Below are 24,715 nucleotides of genomic sequence, written 5' to 3'. Positions count from 1 at the left end.
GACGCTTTCAGGCGTGCCGGCGTTTAATCGTCGGGCAAAAACAGCGGCCCCATCGGCGGCCGCGGCAGACCAAAGTGGTCAGGGTAATCCACGGCAACCAGATACAGCCCCTCGGCTCGCGCCGTCGCCGCCGCCAGATTGCGATCCTTCAGCGCCAGCAACTCGGCCATCCAGTTCTCACCCTGATTGCCACAGCCGATCTCCATCAGGCTGCCGACGATGTTGCGAACCATATGATGCACAAAGGCATTCGCCTTGATATCTACCACAATATATTCGCCGTAGCGCGTAACCTTAACGTGTTTTACGCAGCGCCACGGGGTGCGCGACTGGCATTGCACCGCGCGGAACGACGTGAAATCGTTCTCGCCCAGCAGCGCCTGCGCCGCCCGATGCATGCGATCGGCGTCCAGCGGGTGATAAAAATGCGTTACCCCCTGCTGCAGCACCGCCGGCCGGTAGCGATGGTTGAAAATGATATAGCGGTAGCGGCGCGCGGTGGCGCTGAAACGCGCGTGAAAATCGTCGGCGACGGGGCTCACCCAACGCACCGCGATATCCGGCGGCAAATGGGTATTCACCCCCATCGTCCAGGCGGCGTCCTTGCGGCGCGCAGTGGTTTCGAAATGCACCACCTGCCCGGTGGCGTGCACCCCGGCGTCGGTACGCCCGGCGCACAGCACGGTAATCGGCGCATCCGCCACCTTGCTCAACGCCTGCTCCAGGCGTTCCTGCACGCTGGCCACTTCTTGCTGCCGCTGCCAGCCGTAGTACCGGCTGCCGTCATATTCGATGCCCAGCGCTACCTTCAGCGTCGGCTGAGCGGGCGAGACCACCTCAGACATCAGTACATCTGCTCCTGCACCAGACGCTCGGCGGTTTCGATAGCCATCAACGCGCCGCCGAAGCGCACATTGTCCGCCACCGTCCAGAACTGCAGCAGCTCGGGGATGCCGTAATCGTTACGCAGGCAACCGATGCTGAGCGCATCGCTGCCGGAAGCGTCGGTGACCTGGGTCGGGTAATCGTCCTCTTCGCTCAGCTGAATGTCTTCGACCTCTTCGAGCTCGCTGCGCGCCTCTTCGGCGGACAGCGGGCGCAGCGCTTCCAGGTGCACCACCTGCGCGTGGCCATAAAACACCGGCGACTGAACGCAGCTCACCGAAATCGGCAGCCCTTCATCCTGCAGCACCTTGCGCACCTGATCGACGATCAGGCGCTCTTCGCGCACGCTGCCCTGCTCGTCGGCGACAAGCGGCAGCAGGTTGAACGCCAGCTGTTTACCGAAGACGCCTTCCTCGGCCGGAATGCCGTTCAGCAGGCGCGCGCTCTGGCCGGCCAGGTCGTCCACCGCCACCTTGCCGCGCGACGATACCGACATCAGCGTGGTGACGTGCAGACGCGACAGCCCCGCCTGTTCGGTCAGCGGTTTGATCGCCGTCAGCAGTTGGCTGACCATGCTGTCGGCCACCGCCACGATATTGCGGTTACGGTAATCCGCCAGCACCTGCGGGTTCACGCCCGGCACCACCAGCGGCACATCCGGCTCCATGGCGAACAGGCCGCTGGTGTCGATCACCAGGCAGCCCATGTTGCCGGCTTCTTCGGCATAGCGCGCGGAAGCGTCGCTGCCGGCGACGAAGAAGGCCAGCTGCGCCTGCGACCAGTCGAACTCTTCGGCGTTTTGCACCAGAAGAGACTTGCCGTTGAAGCGCACATTGGCGCCCGCGCTGCGTTCGCTTGCCAGAGGATAGAGCTCACCCACCGGGAACTGGCGTTCCTGCAACAATTCCAGCAACGCTTCACCTACCGCGCCAGTGGCGCCGAGCAGCGCGATATTCCAGCCGTCAGACATCGGGTTTTCTCCAGAGTATTTCATTCATAAAAGCACACGGGCAGTGCAATCACCGCCCGATAATCTTTACCGCTCACTGTAGCGGCGTTGGCTTAAGACAACCTTACGCCCTACGCCACGCTGAAGCCCAGCTTGCCGAGCAGCTCGGCGCTGGCGCTGTCATCGCATTGCACGGCCAGCGAAGACCACTCGCGGCGCTCCTGGTAGTGCTTGCGCAGGCGATCGAATTCGCCCGGTTGCCCGGCGACTTTGCGCAATGGCGCATCATCGCGGCGCACATCATACACCAAGTGCACCAATCGTTTTAACCGCGCTTCATCCAGCGGCCCGTTGAGGCGGATCTGGCTGAACTCCGGCACCGGCAGCAGCGAGGCCAGCGCCACCTGCTGCGGCTGCCCCAGATGGCGGCTGAACGCTTCGAACACCTGGGTGGTGCCGCGCGCCTTGCCTTCCAGCGTATACCCGGCGATGTGCGCGGTGCCGATATCCACCCGCGCCAGCAGCGGCAAGGCGAGATCCGGCTCCGGTTCCCACACGTCCAGCACCGTGCTCAGCTTTTTGCCCTTTTCCAGCGCCTGCAGCAGCGCGGCGTTATCCACCACCGGCCCGCGGCAGGCGTTGATCAGAATGCGGTTGTCCGGCAGCGCCGCCAACAGATCCGCATCCGCCAGATGCAGCGAATGGTAAGGGCCGGATTTATTCAGCGGCGTATGGAAGGTCAGCACATCGGCCTCGGCCACCAGCTTCTCCAACGGCCAGAACTCCCCGGCGTCGCCGCGATCGGCGCGCGGCGGATCGCACAGCAGCGTGCGCACGCCCAACGCTTTGAGGCGCGCGTCCAGGCGGGAACCGACGTTGCCCACGCCGACGATGCCGACGGTTTTATCCCGCAGGTGGAAGCCGTCGCGTTCGGCCAGCAGCATCAAGGCGGAGAACACATACTCGACCACCGCGATGGCGTTGCAGCCCGGCGCAGCGGAAAACCCAATGCCCTGCCGTTGCAGCCAGGCGTCATCGACGTGATCGGTGCCGGCGGTGGCGGTGCCGACAAAGCCAATGCGGCTGCCGGCCAACAGGGCTTCATTGACCTTGGTGACCGAACGCACCATCAGCGCATCGGCATCCGCCAGCGCCTCAAGCGGGATCGGGCGCCCCGGCACCGCCTGCACGTTGCCCAGGCGGCTGAACAGCTCGGCCGCGTACGGCATATTTTCATCAACCAGAATTTTCACTGCGTTCTCCGACGGTTTACGGCTATTGGTCTGCGAAATAGTGTGCCACTGAATCAGGCACGGCGAAAGCGCTCAGGGGTGGTGCCGGCGATCTGCTGGAACATGACGATAAAGGCCGACGCGGAGCTGTAGCCGACGTCCAACGCCACGTCCTGCACGGTTTTGCCCTGCTCGAGCAACGACACGGCATGCAGAAAACGCAGGCGCTGGCGCCACTCGCTGAACGACATGCCCAGATCCTGCTGGCAGCGGCGCGACAGCGTGCGCTCGGTGGTGTAGACCCGCGCCGCCCACGTCGCCAGCGAGGTGTTGTCCGCCGGGCAATGCTCCAGCGCTTCCAGCACCGGCGCCAAAAATTTGTCGTCCGACGAAGGCAGATAGGTTTGTTGACGCGGCGACAGGCGCAGCTGGTCGATCAGCACCTGACAGAGGCGCAGATCCTCCTCCGTCTGTGGAATGTACTGCTTGCGCGCATAAAAATCCTCGGCGATGGCACGGAAGATGGGCGTTACGCTCACCAGACAGGGGTCGGCCGGCATGCCGGCGCACAGCGCCGGCGTGATGTCCACCATGCGGCACTGCGCCAGTCGCTGGTTGTAGCAGGAGTGTTCGATGCCCGCCGGCGCCCACAACACGAACTCCGGCGGCGCCAGAAAGCGCTGCCCGCCGATGCGCAACACCATCACCCCGGCTTTGACCCACATCAACTGGCCCCAGGTGTGGCTGTGCGGCTGGAATTCGGTGCGCGCGTTGAACTCTTCACAGCGGAACTGCACCGGGTTGGGCGCCGGGATCAGCGACTCAGGGAAATGGCGGATTTCTGGCATGGTTTCGTCCCGTGATTTGTCTTGTTTACGCCGATTTTTGTCTGGATATCGCTATATATGATAAACCGGACACGCGTAGACTAGCCAGCATGTTGGACGTTATTGAGAATAATTATCATGAATATGCTCTTCCCACTGTTGGCCGTGCTGATATGGTCGATTAACGCCGTCGTCAGCAAACTCTCCGCCACCGCCATCGATCCGGCGGCCATTTCACTTTACCGCTGGCTGCTGGCGCTGATCGCCCTGACGCCGTTCGTGCTGCCGGGCGTGCTGCGCAATTGGGCGCAGGTGCGCGCCAACTGGTGGAAACTGATGATCCTCGGCTTGCTGGGCATGGTGCTGTATCAAAGCCTGGCCTATTACGCGGCGCACAGCGTCAGCGCGCTGTTTATGGGCATCATCGTGTCGCTGATCCCACTGCTGACCATCCTGATCAGCATCGTCCTGCTGCGCATTGCGCCGACCATCGGCGTGCTGCTCGGCAGTATTCTCTCCTTCGGCGGTTTGATCTGGCTGGTCAGCGGCGGCCAGCCCGGCGTGCTGCTGCAGCACGGTATCGGCAAGGGGGAATTGATGATGCTGCTCGCCACCGCCTCTTACGCGCTGTATGGCGTGTTGACCAAACGCTGGGCCATCGCGCTGCCGAACTGGCAATCGCTGTACGTGCAGATCCTGTTCGGCGTGCTGCTGCTGCTGCCTAATTTCCTGATGGCGCAGGATGTCGGCTTGAACGGTCATAACCTGCCGCTGGTGCTGTTCGCCGGCATTCCGGCTTCGATCATCGCCCCGTTCCTGTGGATCCAGGGCGTGATGCGCCTGGGCGCCAATACCGCCTCGATCTTCATGAACCTGGCACCGGTGTTTACCGCCGCTATCGCCGTGCTGTTCCTGCATGAGCAGTTGCACGGTTATCACCTGATCGGCGGCGGCATTACCCTGCTGGGCGTTATCCTGTCGCAGCGGCTGCGCACGCCGCTGACGCGTAAAGCCAAAGCCCCGGCGGCCGACGTCGAGTCCTGCAAAGAACAGGCTTAAGGCAACAGCCTGAAACGCACCCGCACCAACAGGCCGCCCAGCGCGGCGGAGCTCAACAGCTCCGGGCGGGTGCCGTGATAGGCGGTGATATCCTTCACCAGCGCCAGCCCCAGGCCGGCGCCCGGTTGATCGCCCACGTTGTCCAGCCGGTGAAACGGCTGCAGCGCCAGCGCCTTGTCCTGCAAGGCGATGCCGGGGCCGCTGTCTTCAATCTCCAGCACGCCTTCCCCCGTCGCCTTCTCCTGCGTGAGGCGAGCGGTGACCACGCCCTGACGCGGTGTGTATTTCAACGCGTTGTCCAACAGGTTGGCGCACAGCTCGGCCAACAGCAGCGGTTCCCCCGCCACCTGACACGCCGCTTCACCTTCGAAGCCGAGATCGATCTGTTTGCTGCGCGCCTGCGGCAAGCGGGAAAAACAGGCGTCGCGCAGCACCTGCGCCAGGTTGACCGGCTGCAGCTTGCGCTCGGCCTGGTGCTCGCTGGCCTTCAGGCGTGAGAGATACAGCAGGCGGTCGGTCAGTGCCACGGTATTGTCCAGCGTCGCGCTCATCGCCTGCAGGCTTTCGCGCCACTGCTGCGGCCGATCGCTGGCCAGCGCCACCCCGACCTGAGTCTTCAACACCGCCAGCGGCGTGCGCAGCTGGTGGGAAGCGTCGGCGCTGAAACGTTCCTGACGCGCCACCATCAGCCGCAGCCGTTCGATATAGCGATTGAACGCCACCAGCAGCGGCTGCATCTCCGACCACGGCAATACCCGCGGCAAGGGCGTCAGCTCGCCCGGATCGCGCCGCAGCATGATGCCGGAGAGTTTACGCATCGGCTTCAACACCCGCTTGAGCAGCGCGAACGCCAGGATCAGGGTCAACACCACCACCGTGCCCTGGCTCAGCAGCGCCGCGATCATCATCTGCCGCGCCAGGTAACGGCGCGACTCCAGGGTTTCCGCCACCAAAATGGTCGCCATGCCGCTCACCCCCGACTCGTTGACCGGCTGAAACAGCGCCGCCACGCGGATCGGCCGGCCGAGGTATTCCGCATCGTAAAAATGCACCAGCGCCGGGTAGAGCGTGGAGCGCGGGATATGGGGCGGCAGCGACGGCAAATCGTCATAGCCCGAGATGCTTTTTCCCTGCGGCGAAATCACCTCGTAATACAGCTGATCGTTCATGTTGCGCTCGAAGCTGTCGAGCACCACATAGGGCACATCGACCGCCAGCTTGCCTTCGCGCACCACCAGTCGCTCCGCCACGGTGCGCGCCGACGCCAGCAGCGTGCGATCGTAAGCCAGAGTGGCGGCGCTCATGGCGCTGAAATAGTGGGTGTAGATGGAGATACCGCCCAACGCCAGCAGCGGCAGGCCAAAAAACAGCAGCAGTTGATAGAACAGCGAACGCGGGGCGTTAAACCACCGCATTGCAGAGCTCCAGGCTGTAGCCCAGACCGCGCAGCGTGACGATCGCCACGTCGCTGCCCTGCAGCTTTTTCCGCAGGCGGTGTACGTAAAGCTCGATGCTCTCCGGATTGGCCTCTTCCGACAGCGTAAACACCTGCTCGAACAGCTGTTGTTTGGCCACCGGGCGGCCGCGCCGATGCATCAGCGCGGTCAACACCGCCAGTTCGCGCGGCGTCAGCGCCAGCGGCTTGCTCTCCAGCAGAAAATAGCCTTCGTCATGGTAGGTCAACGCGCCATACTGCAACGCCGGCTGCGGGGCACCGACGCTGCGGCGCAGCAGCGCCCGAATACGCGCCTCCAGCTCGTCCAATTCGAACGGCTTGGTGAGGTAATCGTCCGCCCCCAGATTCAGGCCCCTTACCCGATCGGCCACGTCGGTGCGCGCCGTCAGCAACAGCACCGGCAGATCCTGCCCGCGCTTGCGCAGGCGCGCCAGCAAATCCAGGCCGTTCAAACGCGGCAACGCCACATCCAGCACCGCCAGCGCATAGCGTTCATTAAGCAACAGGTGGTCGGCGGCCACGCCGTCCGGGGCGACGTCGACGGCAAACCCGGCGCCGGTCAGCGCCTTTTGCAACCAGTGAGACAGCTCGGGGTGATCTTCAACCAATAACAGTCGCATGTTCCCATTCCATTGATTTACCTGAACAACCTGGCGCCGACACGGCGTCCGTTAACAGGCTGATAACAAAGGATGGCATGGAAAATAAGGGGATAAAAGAGCGCCGCGCCGCCAGTTTTGGGAGCTGGCACACAATTATGCGTATGGAGCGCGATCGCAGGGCGGCGTCAGATCAGCGCAATGGGGCTATCGGCAACGGCAATGTCCAGCACCGGGCGCAGCTTGTCGGCGGTAAACGGCGAAGAAACCAGCACGGAGCGGTTGTTGGCGGCAAACACCAGATCGATGCCGGTCACGCAGGCGGTCATCTGACAGGCATACTTCTCGCCGTCGGCGTTGACGAAATGCAGCTCAAACACGCCAACCTCGGCGCGCAGGCGCTTCAAACGACACTGCCCGCTTGCTCCCGCCATCTCGGCGTAGACCTCAGGCAACCGTTTAATTGCGCATACTTTGGCGCTGTCCCTGCCACCAAACAATTTCCCTAACGAAAACATATTACTGCGTCTCTATTCATTTCACTGATCATGATTTTATCGCAAAAGCAGAGCGGCAAACCTGATATTACGCAGGATTTTGGCCGGTTTAGCGCCCTGTTCTTGCCCTCGTTTCTATGGTAGCGCACCCGCCATTCGCTGGCGACAAGAGACCCTAATCACAGACTGGAAACTTTTCCGGCCACTGAAAGGTAAATGAAAGGTTGTTGTTTTAACAATCCTGCAACCGCACCCGGCGGGATTTCACAACCAGAACAATACCGAGGGCAAGTCACAATGAAAAAAATAATGACCCGAACCTTTACCGCCGCCGCCCTGTTGCTGGCGGCCTCTCAGTCCTTTGCCGCAGAGGCGCCCAAACGCACCGAATGCATTGCGCCGGCCAAACCCGGCGGCGGCTTCGATCTGACCTGCAAACTGATTCAGGTGTCGCTGCAGGATACCAAGGCCATCGATAAACCGATGCGCGTCACCTATATGCCCGGCGGCGTCGGCGCGGTGGCCTACAACGCCATCGTCGCACAGCGCCCGGCGGAGTTCGGCACCGTGGTGGCCTTCTCCGGCGGCTCGCTGCTCAATCTGGCCCAGGGCAAGTTCGGCCGCTACAACGTGGACGACGTGAGATGGCTGGCGGCGGTCGGCACCGACTACGGCATGATCGCAGTGCGCGCCGACTCGCCTTACAAAACCCTGAAAGACCTGATGGACGCTTTCCAAAAAGATCCCAACAGCGTGGTGTTCGGCGCCGGCGCCTCCATCGGCAGCCAGGACTGGATGAAAACCGCGCTGCTGGCGCGTGAAGTCGGCGTGGATCCGCGCAAGATGCGCTACGTGGCGTTCGAAGGCGGCGGCGAGCCGGTCACCGCGCTGCTGGGCAACCATATTCAGGCGGTTTCCGGTGACCTGAGCGAGATGGTGCCTTACCTGCAGGGCGACAAGATCCGCGTGCTGGCGGTGTATGCCGAGCAACGTCTGCCGGGCCAGCTGGCCGACATTCCGACCGCCAAAGAGCAGGGATACAGCCTGGTGTGGCCGATCATTCGCGGCTTCTACGTCGGGCCGAAAGTCAGCGATGAAGAGTATCAGTGGTGGATCGACACCTTCCAGAAAATGATGGCGACCGAGGAATTCAAGCAGCAGCGCGATCTGCGCGGCCTGTTCGAATTCAACCTGACCGGCAAAGAGCTGGACGCCTACGTGAAGAATCAGGTTGCCCAATACCGTGAGCAGGCGAAAGTGTTCGGCCTGGCCAAATAACCGCAGGGGATAACCATGAGCGATCGTATTTTTGCCGGCTTTTGGCTGCTGCTGTGTATCGGCGGGCTGTTCATCGGCTGGGGCATCCAGAGCGAATACAGCTATGAACCGCTGGGGCCGCGCCCGTTCCCGCTGGCGATCCTCAGCCTGATGGCGCTGTGCGCGGCCCTGCTGTTGCTGCGCCGCCCGCAGGCGGTGGAGTGGCCGCACAGCAAGGTGCTGCAGCGGCTGCTGGTGCTGGTGATCACCCTGGTGCTGTATGCCTGGGGCTTTGAATGGCTCGGCTTCCCGCTGGCGACCGCGCTGCTGACGTTCAGCATCGGCCTGTTGTTTCAGGCCAGCCTGCCGGCGGCGGCCATCTCCGGCGTCATCATGGGCGCAGCGTTGTACTACGCCTTTGACCAACTTCTCGATGTCACACTGCCGCTCGGCGCCTGGCTGAGCTAACGGGAGCGATGATGGATACCTGGATGTATTTGACCCAAGGGTTTGAAGTGGCGCTGGTGCCGCAGAACCTGATTATCGCCCTGATCGGCTGCTTCGTCGGCACCATCGTCGGCCTGTTGCCGGGGCTGGGGCCGATCAACGGCGTGGCGATCCTGCTGCCGCTGGCGTTCGCCCTCAAACTGCCGGCCGAATCGGCGCTGATCCTGCTGGCGACGGTGTATATCGGCTGCGAATACGGCGGGCGCATCTCGTCGATTCTGCTCAACGTGCCGGGCGACGCGGCGGCGATCATGACCGCGCTGGACGGCTACCCGATGGCGCAGCAGGGGCGCGCCGGCGTGGCGCTGTCCATCTCGGCGGTCAGCTCGTTCGTCGGCTCGATGATCGCCATCGGCGGCATCATTCTGTTCGCGCCGCTGCTGGCCCGCTGGTCGCTGGCCTTTGGCCCGGCGGAGTATTTCGCCCTGATGGTGTTCGCCATCGCCTGCCTCGGCAGCATGATGAGCCAGAACCCGCTGAAATCGCTGCTGGCGGCGCTGATCGGCCTGGGGCTGGCGACAGTGGGCGTCGACGCCAACACCGGCGTTTACCGCTTTACCTTCGACAGCGTGCACCTCTCCGACGGCGTGCAGTTTATCGTGGTGGTGATCGGCCTGTTCTCGGTCAGCGAAATCCTGTTGATGCTGGAAAGCACCAGCGCCGGGCAAAAGCTGGTGCGTAAAACCGGCCGGTTGCTGTTCAACCGCAAAGAGGCGGCGCAGTGCGCGGGTCCGACCCTGCGTTCGTCGGTGATCGGTTTCTTCGTCGGCATTCTGCCGGGCGCCGGCGCCACTATCGCCAGCGCGCTGACCTACATGACCGAGAAGAAAATCAGCGGCAACAGCGATACCTTCGGCAAGGGCGATATCCGCGGCGTAGCAGCGCCGGAAGCGGCCAACAACGCCTCGGCCTGCGGTTCGTTCATTCCGATGCTGACGCTGGGGGTGCCGGGTTCCGGCACCACGGCGGTGATGATGGGCGCGCTGACGCTGTACAACATCACCCCCGGCCCGGCGATGTTCACCGAACAGCCGGATATCGTCTGGGGGCTGATCGCCGCGCTGCTGATCGCCAACGTCATTTTGTTGATCATGAACCTGCCGCTGGTCGGTCTGTTCACCCGCATGCTGACCATCCCGCTGTGGTTCCTGGTGCCGGCGATCGCCGCGGTTTCGGCGGTGGGGGTTTATGCGGTGCACAGCACCACCTTCGACCTGCTGTTGATGGTCGGGTTGGGCGTGTTCGGCTACATTCTGCGGAAAATGCATTTCCCGATGTCGCCGCTGATTCTGGGCTTTGTGCTGGGTGAGATGCTGGAACAAAACCTGCGCCGCGCGCTGTCGATCAGCAACGGCGAGTTCGGCATTCTGTGGAGCAGCAGCATCGCGCAAACGCTGCTGGTGCTGGCGGTGGCCGTGCTGGCGCTGCCGCCGCTGCTGCGCCTGATGCGCAAACGCCGCCAACCGGCGACCGAGGCCAAGGCCGAGTAACGCGAAACGGGCGGGGATCCCCCGCCCGTTATGTTTAACGGCCTAAGGCCGCCATTCTTCTTTCCAACGCCCCGATATCGTTATCGGCAAGCAACGGCTGGATCGCCGCAAACTCCGCCTCGGACAAGTCATAGAGGCGCAAGGCAAGCAACCGTGCGATGACTTCCGGCGCGAACCGCCAACGGATAAACCTCGCCGGGTTACCGCCGACGATGGCATAAGGCGCAACATCGCCGGCCACCACGCTGCCGGCGGCGACGATCGCCCCCTCGCCTATCGAGATCCCCGGCATCAGCATCGCCCGCATGCCGATCCAGCAGCCGTCACCCAGCCGGGTATCGCCTTTGGGACGGTATGCCTGCTTGATGGTTGCCATAAACGGGTATAGGCTCAGCCAGTCGATGCGATGGGTGTGATTACCGCCCATCAGGATCACCGCTTCGGCCGCGATGCACACATAATCGCCGATCAGCAGGCGATCTATTTCGCCCAGCGGCTGCCATTGGCGGCTGACCGCGTCGCCGTGCAGATAGCGCACCACCGAGCGTTCGAAGCCGCTATCCCAGCAGTCGCTGTAGTAGCTGTGGGTGCCTTTGACAATGATATTCGGGTTGGTCACCGTCTGATGCAACAGTTCGGTTTGGGACCAGTGTTTTTCGGACATGGCGTATTCTCTTGTTACCGGAATAAAAGCCACGGAACGGAATGTCTGTGGCCGTGTTGTCGTTCACTCAACACGGCCATTCAAGCGATAAGCGCTCGTTTCAATCTCGGGTTATTCATCATTAGTGCCTCCCTTGCGAGGCACAAGGGTAACCGATCACGCCTCGGCGGTCTTGCTTTTCAACAGCAGCACCCCGCCCATCACCAATGCGCTGCCCAGCAGCTGCAGCTGATTCATGCTTTCCCCCAGCAGGAAATAGGCGATCACCGCGGTGAACACCAGTTCCAGCGACAGGATCAGGTTGGCCACCGCCAGCGGCAGCGTTTTCAGGCTGATGTTATACAACCCGAAGCCCAACAGCGTCGGCCCGGCGGCCAATGCCAGCAGCAACAACCAGCCGCTCCACTGGATGCCTTGCGCGCCGTGCGACAGGAACCACAAATCGCCGGCCATGCCGTGGAACGCCGCCAACGGGAACGCCGTCAGCGCCGCATTGAACGCTAGCTGATACAACGCCGAAAAACCGAACACGTACAGAATGGTGTTCCACACCGGATAGCCGCGTTCGCTGGCCACCCGCCCGCCGAGGGTATACAGGGTATAGCCGATGCCCGACAGCATCCCTACCAGCAGCCCCAGCAAATCGAAGTGGCTGTTCCCCATGCTGTCGCCGTTGCTGACCAGGAAGCAACCGCCCAGGCTGATGGCGATCACCAGCAGTTGGCGCAGCGTCAGACGCTCGCTGTACATCACCCAGCCGAGGAACACGGTAAAGCCCACCGAACAGTAGGTCAGTATGGTCGCCACCGACGCGCCGTTCAGCGCTACCGACAGCGTCCACAGGCTGTTGAACAGCGCCAGCAGCAGCCCGTAAAGCGCGTAGAACACCACCTGCTCACGACGCAGACGCGCCCACTGCGGTTTCACCAGCAACAGCAGCGGCAACAGCACCAGCGCCACCAGCGCCGCGCGCCAGAACGCCAGCACGAAGGTCGGCAGGTGATAGTACTCGGTCAGCGCGCGGATGATGATGGCGGTAAAGGCCAGCAGCATGGCGCTGATAATGGCGATGACGTAACCCTGGCTGCTGCCCTGCAAGAGGCGCGCACCGGGCAACGCCGGCCGGGCGGAAACGCCTGACGGTAATGACATGAGATCCTCGGGAAAATGGCGACATAAATGCTCAGGCGCACAGTGTAACGCGGCCATTTATTCCCACTATAGCCACTTTTCGGCGTTGTCATGCAGGCCACTTTTCTGCGCTTGAAGCCCTGCTGACATGGGGTATAGTAAAAAACCATCTCCCTAACCGGGCCAATTTCGCATGCACATCCCATTAGATCGCGAACAGGACGTTCCGCTGTATTTGCAGATCGAAGAAGCGCTGCGGCGCGCCATCCTCACCGGCGTGTTCGTGGATGGCGACAAGCTGCCCTCGACACGCACGCTGGCTGCCGAATTGGCGGTCAGCCGTTTGACGGTGGATAACGCCTATGCCGAACTGGCGGCCAAGGGCTTTTTGCACCAGCGGCGCGGCAGCGGCGCCTATGTCGCGCACCCGCAGGCGCAAACGCGCCCGGCCCGGCCGACCAGCAACGCCCCTTTCCCGCTGGAGAGCTTCACCACCCTCACCTCGCGGCTGGACGGCTATGCCGACGCCCCGCTGCCGGAGGGGCTGATCAACTTCGCCGCCGGCGTCGGCAGCCCCAAGATATTTCCGCTGGAGGCGTTTCGCAAAGTGCTGCTGTCGGTGCTCAGCCGCCACGCGGAAGAAGCCTTCAGTTACGGCGAATACTGCGGCTACTACCCGCTGCGCGATACGCTGAGCCGCATTCTCAGCGCCCAGGGCATCCCCACGCAGGCCGAACAGGTGCTGATCACCAACGGTTCGCAGCATGCCATCAGTCTGGTGGTGCAAAGCCTGCTGGCGCCGGGTGATACGGTGATCGTCGAAGAGCCGACCTACGCCGAAGCGCTGGGCCTGCTGCGCCAGCACCGCATCAATATCGTCTCCGTGCCCGGCGATCGCCACGGCATGCTGGTCGATCGACTGCCCGAGCTGCTGGAACGCCACCGCCCTAAACTGATCTACACCATCCCCAACTTCCACAACCCGACCGGCCGCTGCCTGAGCGAGGCCCGCCGGCGGCGCCTGCTGGCGATCGCCCAACAGGCCGGCGTGGTGATCCTGGAGGACGACTTCGTCGGCGATCTGCGTTATCAGGGCAAACAGCTGCCGTCGCTGCGCGCGCTGGCGCAGCCGGGCGCGGTGATCTACGTCAGCACCTTCTCCAAAATGCTGCTGCCCAGCATGCGCATCGGCTATCTGGTGGCGGACAGCGAACACTATCAACGTTTCGCCAGGCGCAAGCACGTCGACAGCTTCACCAGTTCCAGCCTGATCCAGCGGGCGCTGGACGCGTTCGTCACCGTCGGCCGTTACGACAAGCAGCTGCGGCGCGCCGGGCGCGTCTACCGCCTGCATCTGGAAGTCATGATCGACGCGTTGCAACATCGGCTGCCGCCGGGGTGCCGTTTCGAAACGCCGCAAGGCGGCTTGTTTATCTGGCTGACGCTGCCGGAGGCGGTGACCACCGCCGAGCTGATGCCGGTGGCCTGGCGACACGGGGTGACCTTCGCGCGCGGCGAATGCTTCTATGCGCAGGAACAGCTGGGCGCACACGGCCTGCGGCTGAATTTTGCCGCCAACTCGCCGCCGCAGATTGAAGAAGGTATCGCCCGGCTGTGCCGGGCGATTGAGGAGGTAATAACGGAGAAAAACGCCGGTTAGACGGCGGCCCACCACAGCCGCAGCTTCATCCCCCAGTAGCTGGTCCAGCCGGTGGTGCTTTGCACCACCTTGCCCTGCGAGATCACCACGAAGGTCGGCGTGACGCCAATCCGCCACTGCGCCGACAGCGCGCCGGCCGGATCGTTGACCACCGGCAGCGCCAGCCGTTTGCGCGCCAGCCACTGCTTCACCTGGGCATCATCGCCCGAGCGCAGCGCGACGGTCAGCACGTTGCCGCCCGCCGCCTGCAAGCGGGCGACGTCCGGCGTGGTGAAACGGCAAACGCCGCACCAGCTGGCCCAAAAGTAAACCAGCAGCGGCCGCTCATGGCTGAGCTGCGCCAACGACACGCGCTCGCCGTCCAGCGAGGTCAGCGTCTGGGCATCGAAGGCCGGCGGCGCCTGCGGCGCGTTCAGCCAATCCATCACCGTGACCACCGCCAATGCGATCAGCGCCAGCAGCAACAACTCGCGCCCCCAGCGCTTGAGCTTAGCCATTGTTAGCCTTCGCCAGCTGCTGTTTCACCATCGCTTCCAGCTCTTCATACGACACCGCCCCCGGCAGCATTCGATCGCCGATCAGCGTCGCCGGCGTCCCTTGTACGCCCAGTTGCTCCGCCAACGCCATATTGGTGCGCAGCGTAGTCATGCTCTGTTCGCTCGGCGCCACCGCCTTGACGCCGGTTTTCTCCTGCGCGGCGGCGATGCTGGCCTTGTCGTGGAAGCCCTTTTTCGCCATCAGCCGCTGGTGCAGGGCCCAGAATTGATCCGGGTGCTGTTGCCAGGTGGTGAGCGCCACGCGCGCCGAACTGACCGAGCTTTCTCCCTTGAACGGCAGCAGCTTCACCACCAGCGCCACGTCCGGGTATTGCTTGACGATCTTCTCCAGCATCGGGTCAAAACGCTTGCAGTACGGGCAGTTATAGTCGGTAAAGGTCACCAGCGTCAGTTTGGCGTTGGCGGCGCCCAGGCGCGGGCTGGCCGGATCCTGGTACAGCGTTTTGGCGTTCTGCTTGATAGCCTGGCTGATTTGCTCGCCGGCGGTTTGCTGCTGCCAGGCGTCCACCGCCTGCGCCAGAATGTCCGGGTTGGACACCAGCGTTTCGCGGATCATCTCTTTGATGCGCGCCTCTTGCGCCGGGGTGAAAGGCTCGGCGGCCCACGCTGGGGCGGCGATGATCATCAGTAAAATCAGTAGTTTTTTCATTGTTCGGTTCCTTTGGCATGGGAAAGCGTTTGCAGCACGGCGTCACGGGTCAACAGCGGGGATAACACCTCGCCGTCCGGGCTGCCGGGGCCATAGACTTGGTTGAAAGGCACGGCGACGCTGCCGCGCTTTTGCAGGAAGGCGCCGATGTCGGCCGATGGACGGCTCCAGTCGCCGCGCAGCGCGACCACATCGTCGGCGCTCAGCGCGCGCTGTACGTCATCACGCAGCAACACATTGAATTTGTTGGCTTTACAGGTCACGCACCAGTCGGCTGTCACGTCGACGAACACCCGCTTATGCTGCGCCAGCGCCTCGGCGATCGCTTGCTCGCTCAGCGGTTGCCACTGCACCCGATCTTGCAACGGTTGGCGCCACAGGCCGGCGGTCAGCGATCCGGCCAGCAGAACCACGCCCGCCAGCACCACAGTGCCTGCCGCCAGCTTGGCCGCCAAGCGTGCCCCTTGTTGGCGCCACACCGCCAGCAGCAACGCCAACAGCGCCAACGCCCCCAGCCACAGCGTGGCCTGCACGCCGATATGGTTGCTCAGCAGGCTCAGCAGCCACAGCGACGACGCCAGCATCAGCAGCCCCATCGCCAGCTTGACGGTATTCATCCAGCGGCCGGGGCGCGGTAATCGCAGCGCCAGCGACGGCCAGGCGGCGATCAGCAGCCACGGCAGGCTCATGCCGATGCCAAGCGCGATGAACATGCCCCACAGCACCGGCAGCGACGCCGCCAGCGCGAAGGCCACCGCCGTGCCGAGAAACGGCGCCGAGCACGGCGTCGCCAGCAGCGTGGCGAACGCGCCCTGCCAGAAATGGCCGCTCAGACCGCGCCCGTTATGGGTCGCCAGCGAGGTATTCAGATCGGACGAGAGACGTAAATGGAACAGGCCGAACAGGTTGGCGCTGAACAGCAGCGTCACCAGCACCATAAAGCCGATGAACCACGGGTTCTGGAACTGAATGCCCCAGCCGAGCGCGTGGTTGCCGAGCCGCAGCAGCGTCATCAGCAGGGCCAGCGCCATAAACGAGGCGACGATGCCCAGCGACGACGCCAGGAACTGCAGACGCACGCTGCGCCGATCGCGCCGCTCCACCTGCAGGATGGAGCCGAGCTTGATGCCCAGCACCGGCAGCACGCACGGCATCAGGTTGAGGATCACCCCACCCGCCAGCGCCATCAATACCGCCTGCCACAACGGGAACGCCGCACCGGCGGGCGCGGCCAACGCATCGCCAATCGGCAGCGTAATCTGCTGCGCCATGCCGCCGTCGTCGATCACCAGCGTCAGCGTTTTACCGCGCAGATCCGGCGCCGCATCGCCCCAGCCATCGCTGACCGGGACTCGCGCCAACAGCTGATCGCCGTCGGTTTCAACCTGCGGCTTGCCGAGATCGGCATCCGCCAGCGTATCGAAGAACAGCGCAGGCTGTTGCCAGCCGGCGGCGCGTTCGGCGGAAATCTGCAGCTCGCCGCTGCGATACCCGGCCTTGACGCTTTCCGCCAACCCGGCGGCGATCGGCACCTGCCCCATCGCCTGCGCGAAATCGTGATTAAACTGCGGCTCGTTCGGCGCCGTCAGATCCAGACTGAACGGGTAGTCGGTCAGAATGCAAACGTTGCTGCAGGTAGACAGCGTCAGCGTACCCGCCAGCGGGCCGGATACCTGACCTGACATCACGATCGGCAACGTGACCCGATCGTGATAGCCCTGGGTGGAAATGCCGGCCACCTCGAAACGCTGCGGCGTCGGCCAGTGCCAGGTCGCCGGCGGTGGGTTGCCTTGCCAGACGATAGCCGGCGCGATGCCGCCTTCGCCCGGAGAGCGCCAGTAGGTTTTCCAGCCTTTTTGCAGCTCGACCGACAGCAGCAGGCGGGTCTCCCCCGGCTGTGACGTGTCGGCGCGCAGCCGCACCTTGGCATGATCGTTGGCCGGATTTTGCAGCCAGCCGCTGTCCGCCGCCTGCAAGGCAGGCAGCCACAGCATAAACAGGCAAGCGCAGGCCAGCCTGATGATTTTCAACATGTTAATTCTCCATAAATGATTAATTCACCACGAAAAACGGGCGATTAATTCATTCACGGAAGACGCATAATCGAAGGTGCACCCTGAGGGTGGGCGGAGAAATGGCGCGAGGAGGAGGAATGCGCAGACGCGCGGCAATGGTCGGCGCCAACAGCGCCAGCAGCAGACCCAGCCCGAACAGCATGGCTTCGAACATCACCGGCGGCGCGGCCAGCAATGACTTGGCGCTCAGCTCACAGGGCGTCGGCTGCGCTTCGGCGGCTTCATCGCCGGATTGAACGGCGGTGGCGGCCGGGATCCCCAGCGTTTGCTGCAGCGCATGCAGGCCCGCCATGCGCTGGGTCATGCACGTCAGCACCACCAGGCAAGCCAGGCATAAAAACCATTTTGCAATCCGCTGCCGTTTAACCATGCCATCCTCATATTCAGATCTGGGGTTATCTTAGCGGCGCGGGCGCGATTAGCAACGTTTTGTCGGTAAAGAAATGTCTGAGCGGCGGTATTGATGGCGGCGATTTACAGGTATCATAATGGGTAAGCCTGCGCTTTTCGCCGGGTACGATGACGATTCTCTCCTCCAGGCATTCTGCGGGGATACACAGCGAAGGACTGGTGATATGCAACCTTTGAGTGGGCCGGGCACCCCAATCGCCGGCGAACGCCCCCCCTCCCCGGGCAAAACGGCGGCCACTGACGATCAACCCCTCTCTCCGGCGCAGCGCACGACGCTGGAAAAACTGATCGTGAAAATCATGACGCTCAGCCCGGTCAAATCGGCGGAGATCTGGGCGTCTCTGCGTCACGATCTCGGCGCCGACAAAGGCGGCGAACTGCTGGCGCGCCATTTTCAACCGGCGGAACAGCTGCTGCAAACGCGCCTGACGCAGGCGCAACAAAACCATGCCGGGCGCCAACTGCTGCAACAGCTGGCCGAATTGCTGCCGCAGGGCAATAACCGCCAGGCGGTCAGCGACTTTATTCGCCAGCAGTTTGGCCATACGGTGTTGAGCCAACTAAGCCCACCGCAATTGCAACAGGTACTTAATCTGTTGCAGACCGGCGGCCTGACCATTCCCCAGCCGCAGCAAACCGCCACCAGCGATCGCCCGCTGCTGCCCGCAGAGCATCAAAGCCTGCAGCAGCAGATCACCAAACTCAGCGCCGCCACCGGCGAAGCGCCGGCTAAAATCTGGCAAACGCTGTTCGATCTGGCGGGCGTGAAAACCAACGATCCGCTGCCGGCGCGCCACTTCCAGCTGCTGAACCAGTTTTTACAGGTGAAGGTGGCGCTCAGCCCGCAGAACGCGCCGACGCTGAACAACCTGCTGGCGGCGCTCAAGCAGCCGGCGGACGAGCGAGAACTGCAGCAGATGAACGACTATTGCCAGGCGCGCTTCAACTGCGGCGCCAATGCGCCGCTGACGCATCCGCAAATGAGCGACGCCATTCATCAGCTGTTTGCCCGCCGTCTGGATAAAGCCGGCCAGGCGCAGCCGATCGCCAGCCACCCTGTCGAACCGCAGCCGCTGCTCAACCCGCTGATCGCCGCCTTGCCTCTGCCGCTGCAAAAAGCACTGAGCAAGCCGGCCGTGGCGCTGATCCTGCTGCTGTTGGCGTTGGCGGCCGTGCTGGCGCTGGTGTTTTAACGCCTCAGGCGCAGCCGCAGTCCTCAGCAGCCGCCCGATCGCGCAACGATCCCGGCTGTTCTCCGATGGCCAATGGATGGCCATCGCGCAGCCAGAAGTCCAGCCCGCCGATCAGCTCCTTCACCCTGAATCCCAGTTTCGCCAGCTTGTAAGCGCCTTTGGTGGATCCGTTGCAGCCAATGCCGTCGCAGTAGGTCACATACACTTTCCGGCGATCCAGCTGCGCCGTGCCGGCTTCATCCATCAGGCGATGCGGCAAACTGAGCGCACCGGGGATATGCCCGGCGGCGTACAGCGCCTCCGCGCGGGTGTCGATCACCACCATCCCGTCCACGCCATTGCGCAGATCTTCCGCCACATCCCAGGCATCCGCATAGCGGCTCAGTTTAGCCGCCAGATAGGCCAGGCTTTCTTCCGGCGCCGCCGGCGGAAAAACCAGCACCAATGATTCTTTCGACATATCACTTACTCCCGTGCATCAAGACAGATGACAATAGTGCCCCATTTTGGTCTTATGATTGATACCCATTATCCACAGATGATAAGACCCATTATGCGGCACACGCTGATCACGCTGTTTCAGCAATCGCCCCAGGCCGTCGGCACGCTGCGCGAACGTCTTTGTGCGGCATTGCGGCAGGCCATCCACCACGGCGCATTGAACATTGGGCAACGCCTGCCCTCCAGCCGAGTGCTGGCTGGGGATCTGAACCTCTCAAGGGTGACCGTCGAAGCAGCGTACGGCCAGTTGGAGGCGGAGGGGTATTTGCAGCGCCGCGTCGGCCAGGGCACATTTGTGGCTATCCACATCGCCAAATCGCCGCCGCCGCCGCCCCGCACCGCCATGCCGCGCCTTTCGCAACGCGGCCAACAGATCGTGCAAACCGGCGGCTGCCGCGATCCGCAGCAGCCACAGGCGTTTGCCGCCGGCTCGCCGGATCTGCGCGCGTTTCCGCTAGCCTTGTGGAAGCAACTGACCGCACAGCGCCTGCGGCTACAGGGAGAAAGCCTGCTGCGCTACGGCGACCCGCAGGGCTATTTGCCGCTGCGTGAAGCGATTGCTGCCCACGTCAACCAAACGCGCGGCGTAATCTGCGATGCAAACCAGGTTATCGTGCTGACCAGTTCACAGCAGGCGCTGCAGCTGATCGCCACGTTGCTGCTGGACAGCGGCGACAGCGTCTGGATGGAAGAACCGGGTTACGCCGGGGCGAGAAACGCCTTTATCAGCGCCGGCGCAGCCCTGACGCCGGTGGCGGTAGACGGCGACGGCCTGCGCGCTGAGCCCTCCTTGCCCGATCCGCGTTTGATTTATCTGACGCCCTCGCACCAATACCCGACCGGCGCAGCGCTCAGCCTGGCGCGCCGCTTGGCACTGCTGACGCTGGCGGAAAAGCAGCAGGCCTGGATCATTGAGGACGATTACGACAGCGAGTTTCATTACGACGGCCTGCCGATACCGGCGATGCAGGGTCTGGATCGCCGTGGCCGGGTGCTGTACCTCGGCACCTTCTCCAAATCGCTGTTCCCTTCGCTGCGGTTGGCGTACCTGATCGTACCGCCCACGCTGGTTGAAGCGTTCGTCACCGCACGCACGGTGTATGACGGCCACAGCGCGCAGCTGATGCAGGCGGTCACCGCCGAATTCATCCACCAGGGGCACTTCGCCGCGCATATCCGCTACATGCGCCAACTCTACCATAGCCGGCGCGATGTGTTGCTGGCGGCAGTACGCGAAAAACTCGACCACTTCGCCACCCCCGCTCCCGCCACCGGCGGCCTGCAGCTCAGCGTCTGGCTGCCGCCCGGCCAGGAGGCGGCCCTCAGCCGGCAGGCGCGGCGGCTCGGCATCCTTACGCCCGGGTTAACAGCGCAATACCAAACGGTTCAGGCGCAGCGCGACGGGTGGCTGCTGGGCTTTTCGGCCCTGACGCCGGGCGAGATCCGGAGCGCCGTCGAGCGGCTGGCGCGGATCACCGTGGCTTAGCCTGGCTCCAATGGGACGCCGATCGGCTTATTGTTCGGTCAGGCGCATCTCCGCCACCAGCGGCAGGTGGTCGCTCACCGCCGGCCAGTGAATGCCATTCCAATCGCCGCTGGCGTTTGGCACCGTCAGGCTGTCCAGATGCCAACGCTGCGCATTGCCGCTAAAGATGTAATCCACCTTGATTTCGGCGTTTTCAGCCGGCCAGCTGCGGCCGTCCTGCCCGTTAGGCATGATGTCGTTCCAATAGCGGCTCAGCTCCAGCCAGGTGACGCTGCCCGGCACATCGTTCATGTCGCCGAACAGCAGCTTGATGCCGCGCACTTCGATAGTGCGATCGTTCAGCTCCCGCACCTGATCCAGGCGCATCGTCGGATCTTCCTTGGTATCGAGGTGGGTGTTGAACAGGGTGATCGGCGTCGGGAACTCCGGCACATCGACCTTGGCGCTGAAGGCGATGCGCTGTTCGCGCTGGCCGGACGGCAGCGAATAGATCACGGCATCGTGCAGCGGATACTTCGAGAGAAACGCCAGGCCGTATTCGCCGCCGTCGAAATCGATCGCCCGGCCGAACACCGCCTGCATGCCGGTCAGTTTCGCCAGTTCCGCCGCCTGATCGACCCGCCCGCTGCGGGCGGTGAGTTTATCCACCTCCTGCAGCGCCACCACGTCGACATTCATCGCGCGAATCGCCTTGGCGATGGCGGTCATGTCGCTGACCTTGCCGGCGGCGATATTGAAGCTGGCGACGCGGATCTTCGGCGCCTGCTCCAGTTCGTAGGTTTTGTTCTTCAGGCCGCCCAACGCGCTGGCCACTTCGCGGCTGTTGGCGTTGCTGTTGGCGTGCCCGGTATCGGCAGACGACCAGGCGCTGTGAGAGATGCCCAGGGACAGTAAGGTGATAAGCAGAGCGTGACCGGTGTGCATGAATTCTCCTTGAGGGACAGATAAGTGTTATGTAGGCGCTTCCTGGCCCACAGCTAACACCGATTTTGCCGCAGAAACCTGCGACTATTTCCTAGTTGCACCGCTATTTTTCGTTTCTGCGCGATGCTTCGCATTCTGGCGGTTTACGCATTGCACCGTTGGACAAACGGCTGATTTCGTTTTAAAACCGGTAGATTGCCAACCGCGAGGAGTTCCGATGACCAGCCCGATTGCCGAACAGCTTACCGAACGTTTCTTCCGCTATCTGGCGGTGACCAGCCAGAGCAACGCCGCCGCCACCACCCTGCCCAGCACGCCGGGGCAGCATGAGATGGCGCAACTGTTGGCCGACGAGCTGCGCCGGCTCGGCCTGGCCGACGTGCAGATCGACGAGCACGCCACCGTTACCGCCCGCAAGCCCGGCACCCAACCCGGCGCGCCGCGCATCGGCTTCATCACGCATATCGACACCGTGGACGTCGGCCTGTCGCCCGAGATTCGCCCGCAGCGCCTGCGCTTCACCGGCGAAGATTTATGCCTGAACGCCGAGCAAGGCATCTGGCTGCGTACCGCCGAGCATCCGGAGATCCTGCCCTACCGAAACGAAGAGATCCTGTTCAGCGACGGCACCAGCGTGCTGGGCGCCGACAATAAGGCGGCGGTCACCGTGGTGATGACGCTGCTGGCCAACCTGACCGCGGCCGATCGCCACGGCGATATCGTGGTGGCGTTCGTGCCGGACGAAGAGATCGGCCTGCGCGGCGCCAAAGCGCTGGATCTGCAGCGTTTCCCCGTCGATTTCGCCTACACCATCGACTGCTGCGAACTGGGTGAAGTGGTGTACGAGAATTTCAACGCGGCGGCGGCGGAGATCCGCATCGAGGGGGTGACCGCCCACCCGATGTCGGCGAAAAACGTGTTAATCAACCCGATACGCATCGCCAACGACATCATCAACCGATTCGACGTGCAGGATACCCCAGAGCACACCGAGGGGCGCGAGGGCTATTTCTGGTTCACCGATCTGGCCGCCAACGCCAATCAGGCGACGCTGAAGGTGTCGATTCGCGACTTCGATCGCGCGGCGTTCGAGGCGCGCAAGGCCCGCCTTGAGGAGACGGTGCGCCAGGTGGCGGCCAACTATCCGCGCGCCAACGTCAGCTGCAGCGTCAGCGACATCTACAGCAACATCAGCAACGCCATCGGCGAGGACCGGCGCGCTATCGATCTGATCTTCGGCGCCCTCGCCGCCCACGGCATCCCGCCGAAGGTGATCCCGATGCGCGGCGGCACCGACGGTGCGGCGCTTTCCAGCCGCGGCATCCTGACGCCCAATTACTTCACCGGCGCGCATAACTTCCACTCGCGCTTCGAGTTTTTACCCGTCAGCGCCTTCGTGAAATCCTATCAGGTGACCCGCAGCATTTGCCTGCTGGCCGCGCGGCAAAGCGGCCAACCGGCTTAGCTCATCACCCAGCCGAGCAACGCGGCCCATGCCAACAGCGGCAGCGAATAATAGTGGAAGCGCAACCAGATCTTGCGCTCCCCCGCCATGCGCAACGCAATCAGGTTGGCGAGCGATCCGATCGCCAACCCAAAGCCGCCGGCGTTGACCGCATAGGCCAGCTGAGCGCTGGAAGGCACATAGTTGAGCAACAGTATGGTGGCCGGCACGTTGCTGACGATCTGCGACAGCCCGACGCCCAACGCATACACGCTCCCCTCGCTCAGCCCGGCGATGGCGGCGAACGCCGGCTGAAGCGGCGGCAAACGGGTAAACAGGCCGACATCGATGAACATGGCGGCGAACACGAAAATCAGGCTCCAGTCGATCTGCAACAGCACTCGGCGCGCCAGCAGCAAGAAACCGGCGAACACCGCCAGCAGCCCATACAACGGCAGATCGAAATCGAGACACAGCAGGAAAACCGCATACAGCCCTACACAGCTCAGCAACAGCGGCCGCTGGTAGGGATAGCCCTCGGTATTCGGCGTTTTCACGATGTCGCGCGCCGGGAAGCTGAACCAGGTCAGCGCCAGCAGGCTCAACATCATTGCGGCGCCAAACGGCGCCATCTGGCCGATGAAACCGAGGAAAGAGAGGCCGGAGCGGCTCCACAGCAGGATATTTTGCGGGTTGCCGATCGGCGTCAGCAGCGAACCGGCGTTCACCGCCAGCGCCTGGAAGATGATCAGGCGGCCAACCGGCAGCGCCGACAGCTTTTTCAGCGTGATGGTGAGCGGTATGACGATAAACAGCGCTACGTCGTTAGTCAGAAATGACGACAACAGCGCGGCGGAGAACACCAGGAACAGCGCCAGCCGCCGTTCGCTGTGCAAGCGGTTGATAATCTTGCGGCCGACAAAATCGAAGTAGCCGCTGACCTCCACCCCTTTGGTCAGCAGCATCAGCCCCAACAGGGTGATGAGGGTACGGCCGTCGATAAAACCACCCAACGCTGCCAGCGGCTGCGGATGAAAGGCGAACATCGCCACGCCGGCCAGCAGCAATGCATGCAAGAAACGGTCTTTGGCAAAGGGATGGATGAGCCGGGAAATGGCGGTTGAACTCATAGCGGCAGTGTGAACCTCACCGAAAAGAATGGGCAGACGTTAGCTCAGACGCGGCTTCAGCGCCAGCAAAATGCTATTTTACCTTTATCCGCTTTTCATTTGCCGCACTTTACTTTATTTGTAGCGGCTTTC

General features: G+C 63.0%; 24 protein-coding genes. 8 read left to right on the top strand and 16 right to left on the bottom strand.

The genetic code is table 11. From position 1 onward, the window contains the following. Positions 1-23: 23 nt before the first annotated feature. The 4 genes from truA to ACJ8OK_RS00770 all read right to left on the bottom strand — a co-directional run bounded on the left by truA (position 24) and on the right by ACJ8OK_RS00770 (position 3,914). Positions 24-845, bottom strand: a complete 822-nt coding sequence (truA, locus tag ACJ8OK_RS00785) for a tRNA pseudouridine(38-40) synthase TruA (RefSeq protein ID WP_004936132.1) — start codon at positions 843-845, stop codon at positions 24-26. Further along, a complete protein-coding gene (locus ACJ8OK_RS00780; protein ID WP_004936134.1) occupies positions 845-1,855 on the bottom strand; it encodes an aspartate-semialdehyde dehydrogenase in 1,011 nt (336 codons plus the stop codon). The genes truA and ACJ8OK_RS00780 overlap by 1 nt, the downstream gene beginning before the upstream one ends. A 110-nt stretch (positions 1,856-1,965) precedes the next feature. Continuing rightward, positions 1,966-3,087, bottom strand: coding sequence for a 4-phosphoerythronate dehydrogenase PdxB (gene pdxB, locus ACJ8OK_RS00775; RefSeq protein ID WP_442530332.1), 1,122 nt, complete (start codon positions 3,085-3,087; stop codon positions 1,966-1,968). A gap of 53 nt (positions 3,088-3,140) precedes the next feature. Next, positions 3,141-3,914 carry an AraC family transcriptional regulator gene (locus tag ACJ8OK_RS00770; RefSeq protein ID WP_033632493.1) on the bottom strand — a complete coding sequence of 258 codons (774 nt, stop codon included), beginning with the start codon at positions 3,912-3,914 and terminating at the stop codon, positions 3,141-3,143. A 117-nt stretch (positions 3,915-4,031) separates the two neighbouring features. Between ACJ8OK_RS00770 and ACJ8OK_RS00765 the strand changes: the two genes are divergently transcribed. Beyond that, complete coding sequence (locus ACJ8OK_RS00765; protein ID WP_261441056.1) at positions 4,032-4,952, top strand: DMT family transporter; 921 nt, start codon at positions 4,032-4,034, stop codon at positions 4,950-4,952. Here the strand turns inward: ACJ8OK_RS00765 and ACJ8OK_RS00760 are convergent. From ACJ8OK_RS00760 to ACJ8OK_RS00750, 3 genes are all read right to left on the bottom strand, one after another. Beyond that, the gene (locus ACJ8OK_RS00760) at positions 4,949-6,367 is read right to left on the bottom strand and encodes a sensor histidine kinase (protein WP_004936144.1); all 1,419 of its coding nucleotides are present in this window, start codon (positions 6,365-6,367) and stop codon (positions 4,949-4,951) included. The two genes, ACJ8OK_RS00765 and ACJ8OK_RS00760, sit on opposite strands and share 4 nt — an antisense overlap. Next, on the bottom strand, positions 6,354-7,028 hold the full coding sequence (gene tctD / locus ACJ8OK_RS00755; protein WP_060559983.1) for a transcriptional regulator TctD: 675 nt from the start codon (positions 7,026-7,028) through the stop codon (positions 6,354-6,356). The genes ACJ8OK_RS00760 and tctD overlap by 14 nt, the downstream gene beginning before the upstream one ends. Positions 7,029-7,195: 167 nt before the next feature. Next, on the bottom strand, positions 7,196-7,441 hold the full coding sequence (locus ACJ8OK_RS00750; protein ID WP_228392535.1) for a hypothetical protein: 246 nt from the start codon (positions 7,439-7,441) through the stop codon (positions 7,196-7,198). Positions 7,442-7,801: 360 nt separating this feature from the next. Here ACJ8OK_RS00750 and ACJ8OK_RS00745 point away from each other — a divergent pair, with 360 nt between their 5' ends. From ACJ8OK_RS00745 to ACJ8OK_RS00735, 3 genes are read left to right on the top strand one after another with little or no spacing between them, the layout of a single operon-like run. Beyond that, positions 7,802-8,782 (top strand): Bug family tripartite tricarboxylate transporter substrate binding protein, encoded by a 981-nt coding sequence (locus tag ACJ8OK_RS00745; RefSeq protein ID WP_082996553.1) that lies wholly within the window; start codon positions 7,802-7,804, stop codon positions 8,780-8,782. A gap of 15 nt (positions 8,783-8,797) precedes the next feature. After that, positions 8,798-9,229, top strand: a complete 432-nt coding sequence (locus ACJ8OK_RS00740; protein ID WP_048324522.1) for a tripartite tricarboxylate transporter TctB family protein — start codon at positions 8,798-8,800, stop codon at positions 9,227-9,229. Positions 9,230-9,240: 11 nt separating this feature from the next. Further along, positions 9,241-10,758 (top strand): tripartite tricarboxylate transporter permease, encoded by a 1,518-nt coding sequence (locus ACJ8OK_RS00735; protein WP_082996552.1) that lies wholly within the window; start codon positions 9,241-9,243, stop codon positions 10,756-10,758. Between the two features lie 34 nt (positions 10,759-10,792). Here the strand turns inward: ACJ8OK_RS00735 and ACJ8OK_RS00730 are convergent, their stop codons facing one another. Together ACJ8OK_RS00730 and ACJ8OK_RS00725 are read right to left on the bottom strand one after the other, a co-directional pair. Continuing rightward, a complete protein-coding gene (locus tag ACJ8OK_RS00730; protein ID WP_082996551.1) occupies positions 10,793-11,422 on the bottom strand; it encodes a CatB-related O-acetyltransferase in 630 nt (209 codons plus the stop codon). Between the two features lie 156 nt (positions 11,423-11,578). Then, positions 11,579-12,574: a DMT family transporter gene (locus ACJ8OK_RS00725; protein WP_166445285.1), complete on the bottom strand. Its 996-nt coding sequence runs from the start codon at positions 12,572-12,574 to the stop codon at positions 11,579-11,581. Positions 12,575-12,746: 172 nt separating this feature from the next. Between ACJ8OK_RS00725 and pdxR (ACJ8OK_RS00720) the strand changes: the two genes are divergently transcribed. After that, a complete protein-coding gene (pdxR, locus tag ACJ8OK_RS00720; RefSeq protein ID WP_338911448.1) occupies positions 12,747-14,213 on the top strand; it encodes a MocR-like pyridoxine biosynthesis transcription factor PdxR in 1,467 nt (488 codons plus the stop codon). On the opposite strand, the gene ACJ8OK_RS00715 is transcribed toward pdxR (ACJ8OK_RS00720), so the two are convergent. The 4 genes from ACJ8OK_RS00715 to ACJ8OK_RS00700 are packed head-to-tail and all read right to left on the bottom strand — an operon-like array spanning position 14,210 to position 17,864. Further along, positions 14,210-14,710: a protein disulfide oxidoreductase gene (locus ACJ8OK_RS00715; protein WP_015378604.1), complete on the bottom strand. Its 501-nt coding sequence runs from the start codon at positions 14,708-14,710 to the stop codon at positions 14,210-14,212. The genes pdxR (ACJ8OK_RS00720) and ACJ8OK_RS00715 overlap by 4 nt on opposite strands. Then, positions 14,703-15,419 carry a DsbA family protein gene (locus ACJ8OK_RS00710; protein ID WP_338911445.1) on the bottom strand — a complete coding sequence of 239 codons (717 nt, stop codon included), beginning with the start codon at positions 15,417-15,419 and terminating at the stop codon, positions 14,703-14,705. Before ACJ8OK_RS00710 ends, ACJ8OK_RS00715 begins: the two co-directional genes overlap by 8 nt. Then, on the bottom strand, positions 15,416-17,452 hold the full coding sequence (locus tag ACJ8OK_RS00705; RefSeq protein ID WP_442530331.1) for a protein-disulfide reductase DsbD family protein: 2,037 nt from the start codon (positions 17,450-17,452) through the stop codon (positions 15,416-15,418). The genes ACJ8OK_RS00710 and ACJ8OK_RS00705 overlap by 4 nt, the downstream gene beginning before the upstream one ends. Positions 17,453-17,501: 49 nt before the next feature. Then, a complete protein-coding gene (locus tag ACJ8OK_RS00700; RefSeq protein ID WP_048324536.1) occupies positions 17,502-17,864 on the bottom strand; it encodes a hypothetical protein in 363 nt (120 codons plus the stop codon). Between the two features lie 205 nt (positions 17,865-18,069). Between ACJ8OK_RS00700 and flk the strand changes: the two genes are divergently transcribed. Then, positions 18,070-19,098, top strand: a complete 1,029-nt coding sequence (gene flk / locus ACJ8OK_RS00695; RefSeq protein ID WP_033632484.1) for a flagella biosynthesis regulator Flk — start codon at positions 18,070-18,072, stop codon at positions 19,096-19,098. 4 nt (positions 19,099-19,102) lie between these two features. Here flk and ACJ8OK_RS00690 read toward each other — a convergent pair whose 3' ends face one another. Continuing rightward, positions 19,103-19,558, bottom strand: coding sequence for a rhodanese-like domain-containing protein (locus tag ACJ8OK_RS00690; protein ID WP_033632483.1), 456 nt, complete (start codon positions 19,556-19,558; stop codon positions 19,103-19,105). Positions 19,559-19,651: 93 nt separating this feature from the next. Between ACJ8OK_RS00690 and pdxR (ACJ8OK_RS00685) the strand changes: the two genes are divergently transcribed. Continuing rightward, complete coding sequence (gene pdxR, locus ACJ8OK_RS00685) at positions 19,652-21,085, top strand: MocR-like pyridoxine biosynthesis transcription factor PdxR (RefSeq protein ID WP_213929336.1); 1,434 nt, start codon at positions 19,652-19,654, stop codon at positions 21,083-21,085. Positions 21,086-21,112: 27 nt separating this feature from the next. On the opposite strand, the gene ACJ8OK_RS00680 is transcribed toward pdxR (ACJ8OK_RS00685), so the two are convergent. Further along, positions 21,113-22,009, bottom strand: a complete 897-nt coding sequence (locus ACJ8OK_RS00680; protein ID WP_060559991.1) for an endonuclease/exonuclease/phosphatase family protein — start codon at positions 22,007-22,009, stop codon at positions 21,113-21,115. Positions 22,010-22,226: 217 nt separating this feature from the next. Between ACJ8OK_RS00680 and pepT the strand changes: the two genes are divergently transcribed. Continuing rightward, complete coding sequence (gene pepT / locus ACJ8OK_RS00675; protein ID WP_060559992.1) at positions 22,227-23,474, top strand: peptidase T; 1,248 nt, start codon at positions 22,227-22,229, stop codon at positions 23,472-23,474. Here the strand turns inward: pepT and ACJ8OK_RS00670 are convergent. Then, positions 23,471-24,583 carry an SLC13 family permease gene (locus ACJ8OK_RS00670; RefSeq protein ID WP_060559993.1) on the bottom strand — a complete coding sequence of 371 codons (1,113 nt, stop codon included), beginning with the start codon at positions 24,581-24,583 and terminating at the stop codon, positions 23,471-23,473. The two genes, pepT and ACJ8OK_RS00670, sit on opposite strands and share 4 nt — an antisense overlap. Positions 24,584-24,715: the final 132 nt, after the last annotated feature.

This window comes from Serratia sp. CY71090, assembly GCF_052166845.1.
In the GTDB taxonomy this organism is placed as follows: domain Bacteria; phylum Pseudomonadota; class Gammaproteobacteria; order Enterobacterales; family Enterobacteriaceae; genus Serratia; species Serratia nematodiphila.
Note: the sequence above shows the minus strand (reverse complement) of the source record. Positions and strands in the feature narration are given on the sequence as shown.

Excerpts from the sequence above, each read along its gene's own strand:
- ACJ8OK_RS00735 (WP_082996552.1), top strand. The coding sequence starts at position 9,241 with ATGGATACCTGGATGTATTTGACCCAAGGGTTTGAAGTGGCGCTGGTG.
- pdxR (WP_213929336.1), top strand. The coding sequence starts at position 19,652 with ATGCGGCACACGCTGATCACGCTGTTTCAGCAATCGCCCCAGGCCGTC.
- ACJ8OK_RS00745 (WP_082996553.1), top strand. The coding sequence starts at position 7,802 with ATGAAAAAAATAATGACCCGAACCTTTACCGCCGCCGCCCTGTTGCTG.
- ACJ8OK_RS00740 (WP_048324522.1), top strand. The coding sequence starts at position 8,798 with ATGAGCGATCGTATTTTTGCCGGCTTTTGGCTGCTGCTGTGTATCGGC.
- ACJ8OK_RS00700 (WP_048324536.1), bottom strand. The coding sequence starts at position 17,864 with ATGGTTAAACGGCAGCGGATTGCAAAATGGTTTTTATGCCTGGCTTGC.
- pdxR (WP_338911448.1), top strand. The coding sequence starts at position 12,747 with ATGCACATCCCATTAGATCGCGAACAGGACGTTCCGCTGTATTTGCAG.
- ACJ8OK_RS00680 (WP_060559991.1), bottom strand. The coding sequence starts at position 22,009 with ATGCACACCGGTCACGCTCTGCTTATCACCTTACTGTCCCTGGGCATC.
- tctD (WP_060559983.1), bottom strand. The coding sequence starts at position 7,028 with ATGCGACTGTTATTGGTTGAAGATCACCCCGAGCTGTCTCACTGGTTG.
- ACJ8OK_RS00670 (WP_060559993.1), bottom strand. The coding sequence starts at position 24,583 with ATGAGTTCAACCGCCATTTCCCGGCTCATCCATCCCTTTGCCAAAGAC.
- ACJ8OK_RS00690 (WP_033632483.1), bottom strand. The coding sequence starts at position 19,558 with ATGTCGAAAGAATCATTGGTGCTGGTTTTTCCGCCGGCGGCGCCGGAA.
- ACJ8OK_RS00780 (WP_004936134.1), bottom strand. The coding sequence starts at position 1,855 with ATGTCTGACGGCTGGAATATCGCGCTGCTCGGCGCCACTGGCGCGGTA.
- ACJ8OK_RS00715 (WP_015378604.1), bottom strand. The coding sequence starts at position 14,710 with ATGGCTAAGCTCAAGCGCTGGGGGCGCGAGTTGTTGCTGCTGGCGCTG.
- pepT (WP_060559992.1), top strand. The coding sequence starts at position 22,227 with ATGACCAGCCCGATTGCCGAACAGCTTACCGAACGTTTCTTCCGCTAT.
- truA (WP_004936132.1), bottom strand. The coding sequence starts at position 845 with ATGTCTGAGGTGGTCTCGCCCGCTCAGCCGACGCTGAAGGTAGCGCTG.
- ACJ8OK_RS00770 (WP_033632493.1), bottom strand. The coding sequence starts at position 3,914 with ATGCCAGAAATCCGCCATTTCCCTGAGTCGCTGATCCCGGCGCCCAAC.
- ACJ8OK_RS00710 (WP_338911445.1), bottom strand. The coding sequence starts at position 15,419 with ATGAAAAAACTACTGATTTTACTGATGATCATCGCCGCCCCAGCGTGG.
- flk (WP_033632484.1), top strand. The coding sequence starts at position 18,070 with ATGCAACCTTTGAGTGGGCCGGGCACCCCAATCGCCGGCGAACGCCCC.
- ACJ8OK_RS00750 (WP_228392535.1), bottom strand. The coding sequence starts at position 7,441 with ATGGCGGGAGCAAGCGGGCAGTGTCGTTTGAAGCGCCTGCGCGCCGAG.
- ACJ8OK_RS00760 (WP_004936144.1), bottom strand. The coding sequence starts at position 6,367 with ATGCGGTGGTTTAACGCCCCGCGTTCGCTGTTCTATCAACTGCTGCTG.
- ACJ8OK_RS00725 (WP_166445285.1), bottom strand. The coding sequence starts at position 12,574 with ATGTCATTACCGTCAGGCGTTTCCGCCCGGCCGGCGTTGCCCGGTGCG.
- ACJ8OK_RS00730 (WP_082996551.1), bottom strand. The coding sequence starts at position 11,422 with ATGTCCGAAAAACACTGGTCCCAAACCGAACTGTTGCATCAGACGGTG.
- ACJ8OK_RS00765 (WP_261441056.1), top strand. The coding sequence starts at position 4,032 with ATGAATATGCTCTTCCCACTGTTGGCCGTGCTGATATGGTCGATTAAC.
- ACJ8OK_RS00705 (WP_442530331.1), bottom strand. The coding sequence starts at position 17,452 with ATGTTGAAAATCATCAGGCTGGCCTGCGCTTGCCTGTTTATGCTGTGG.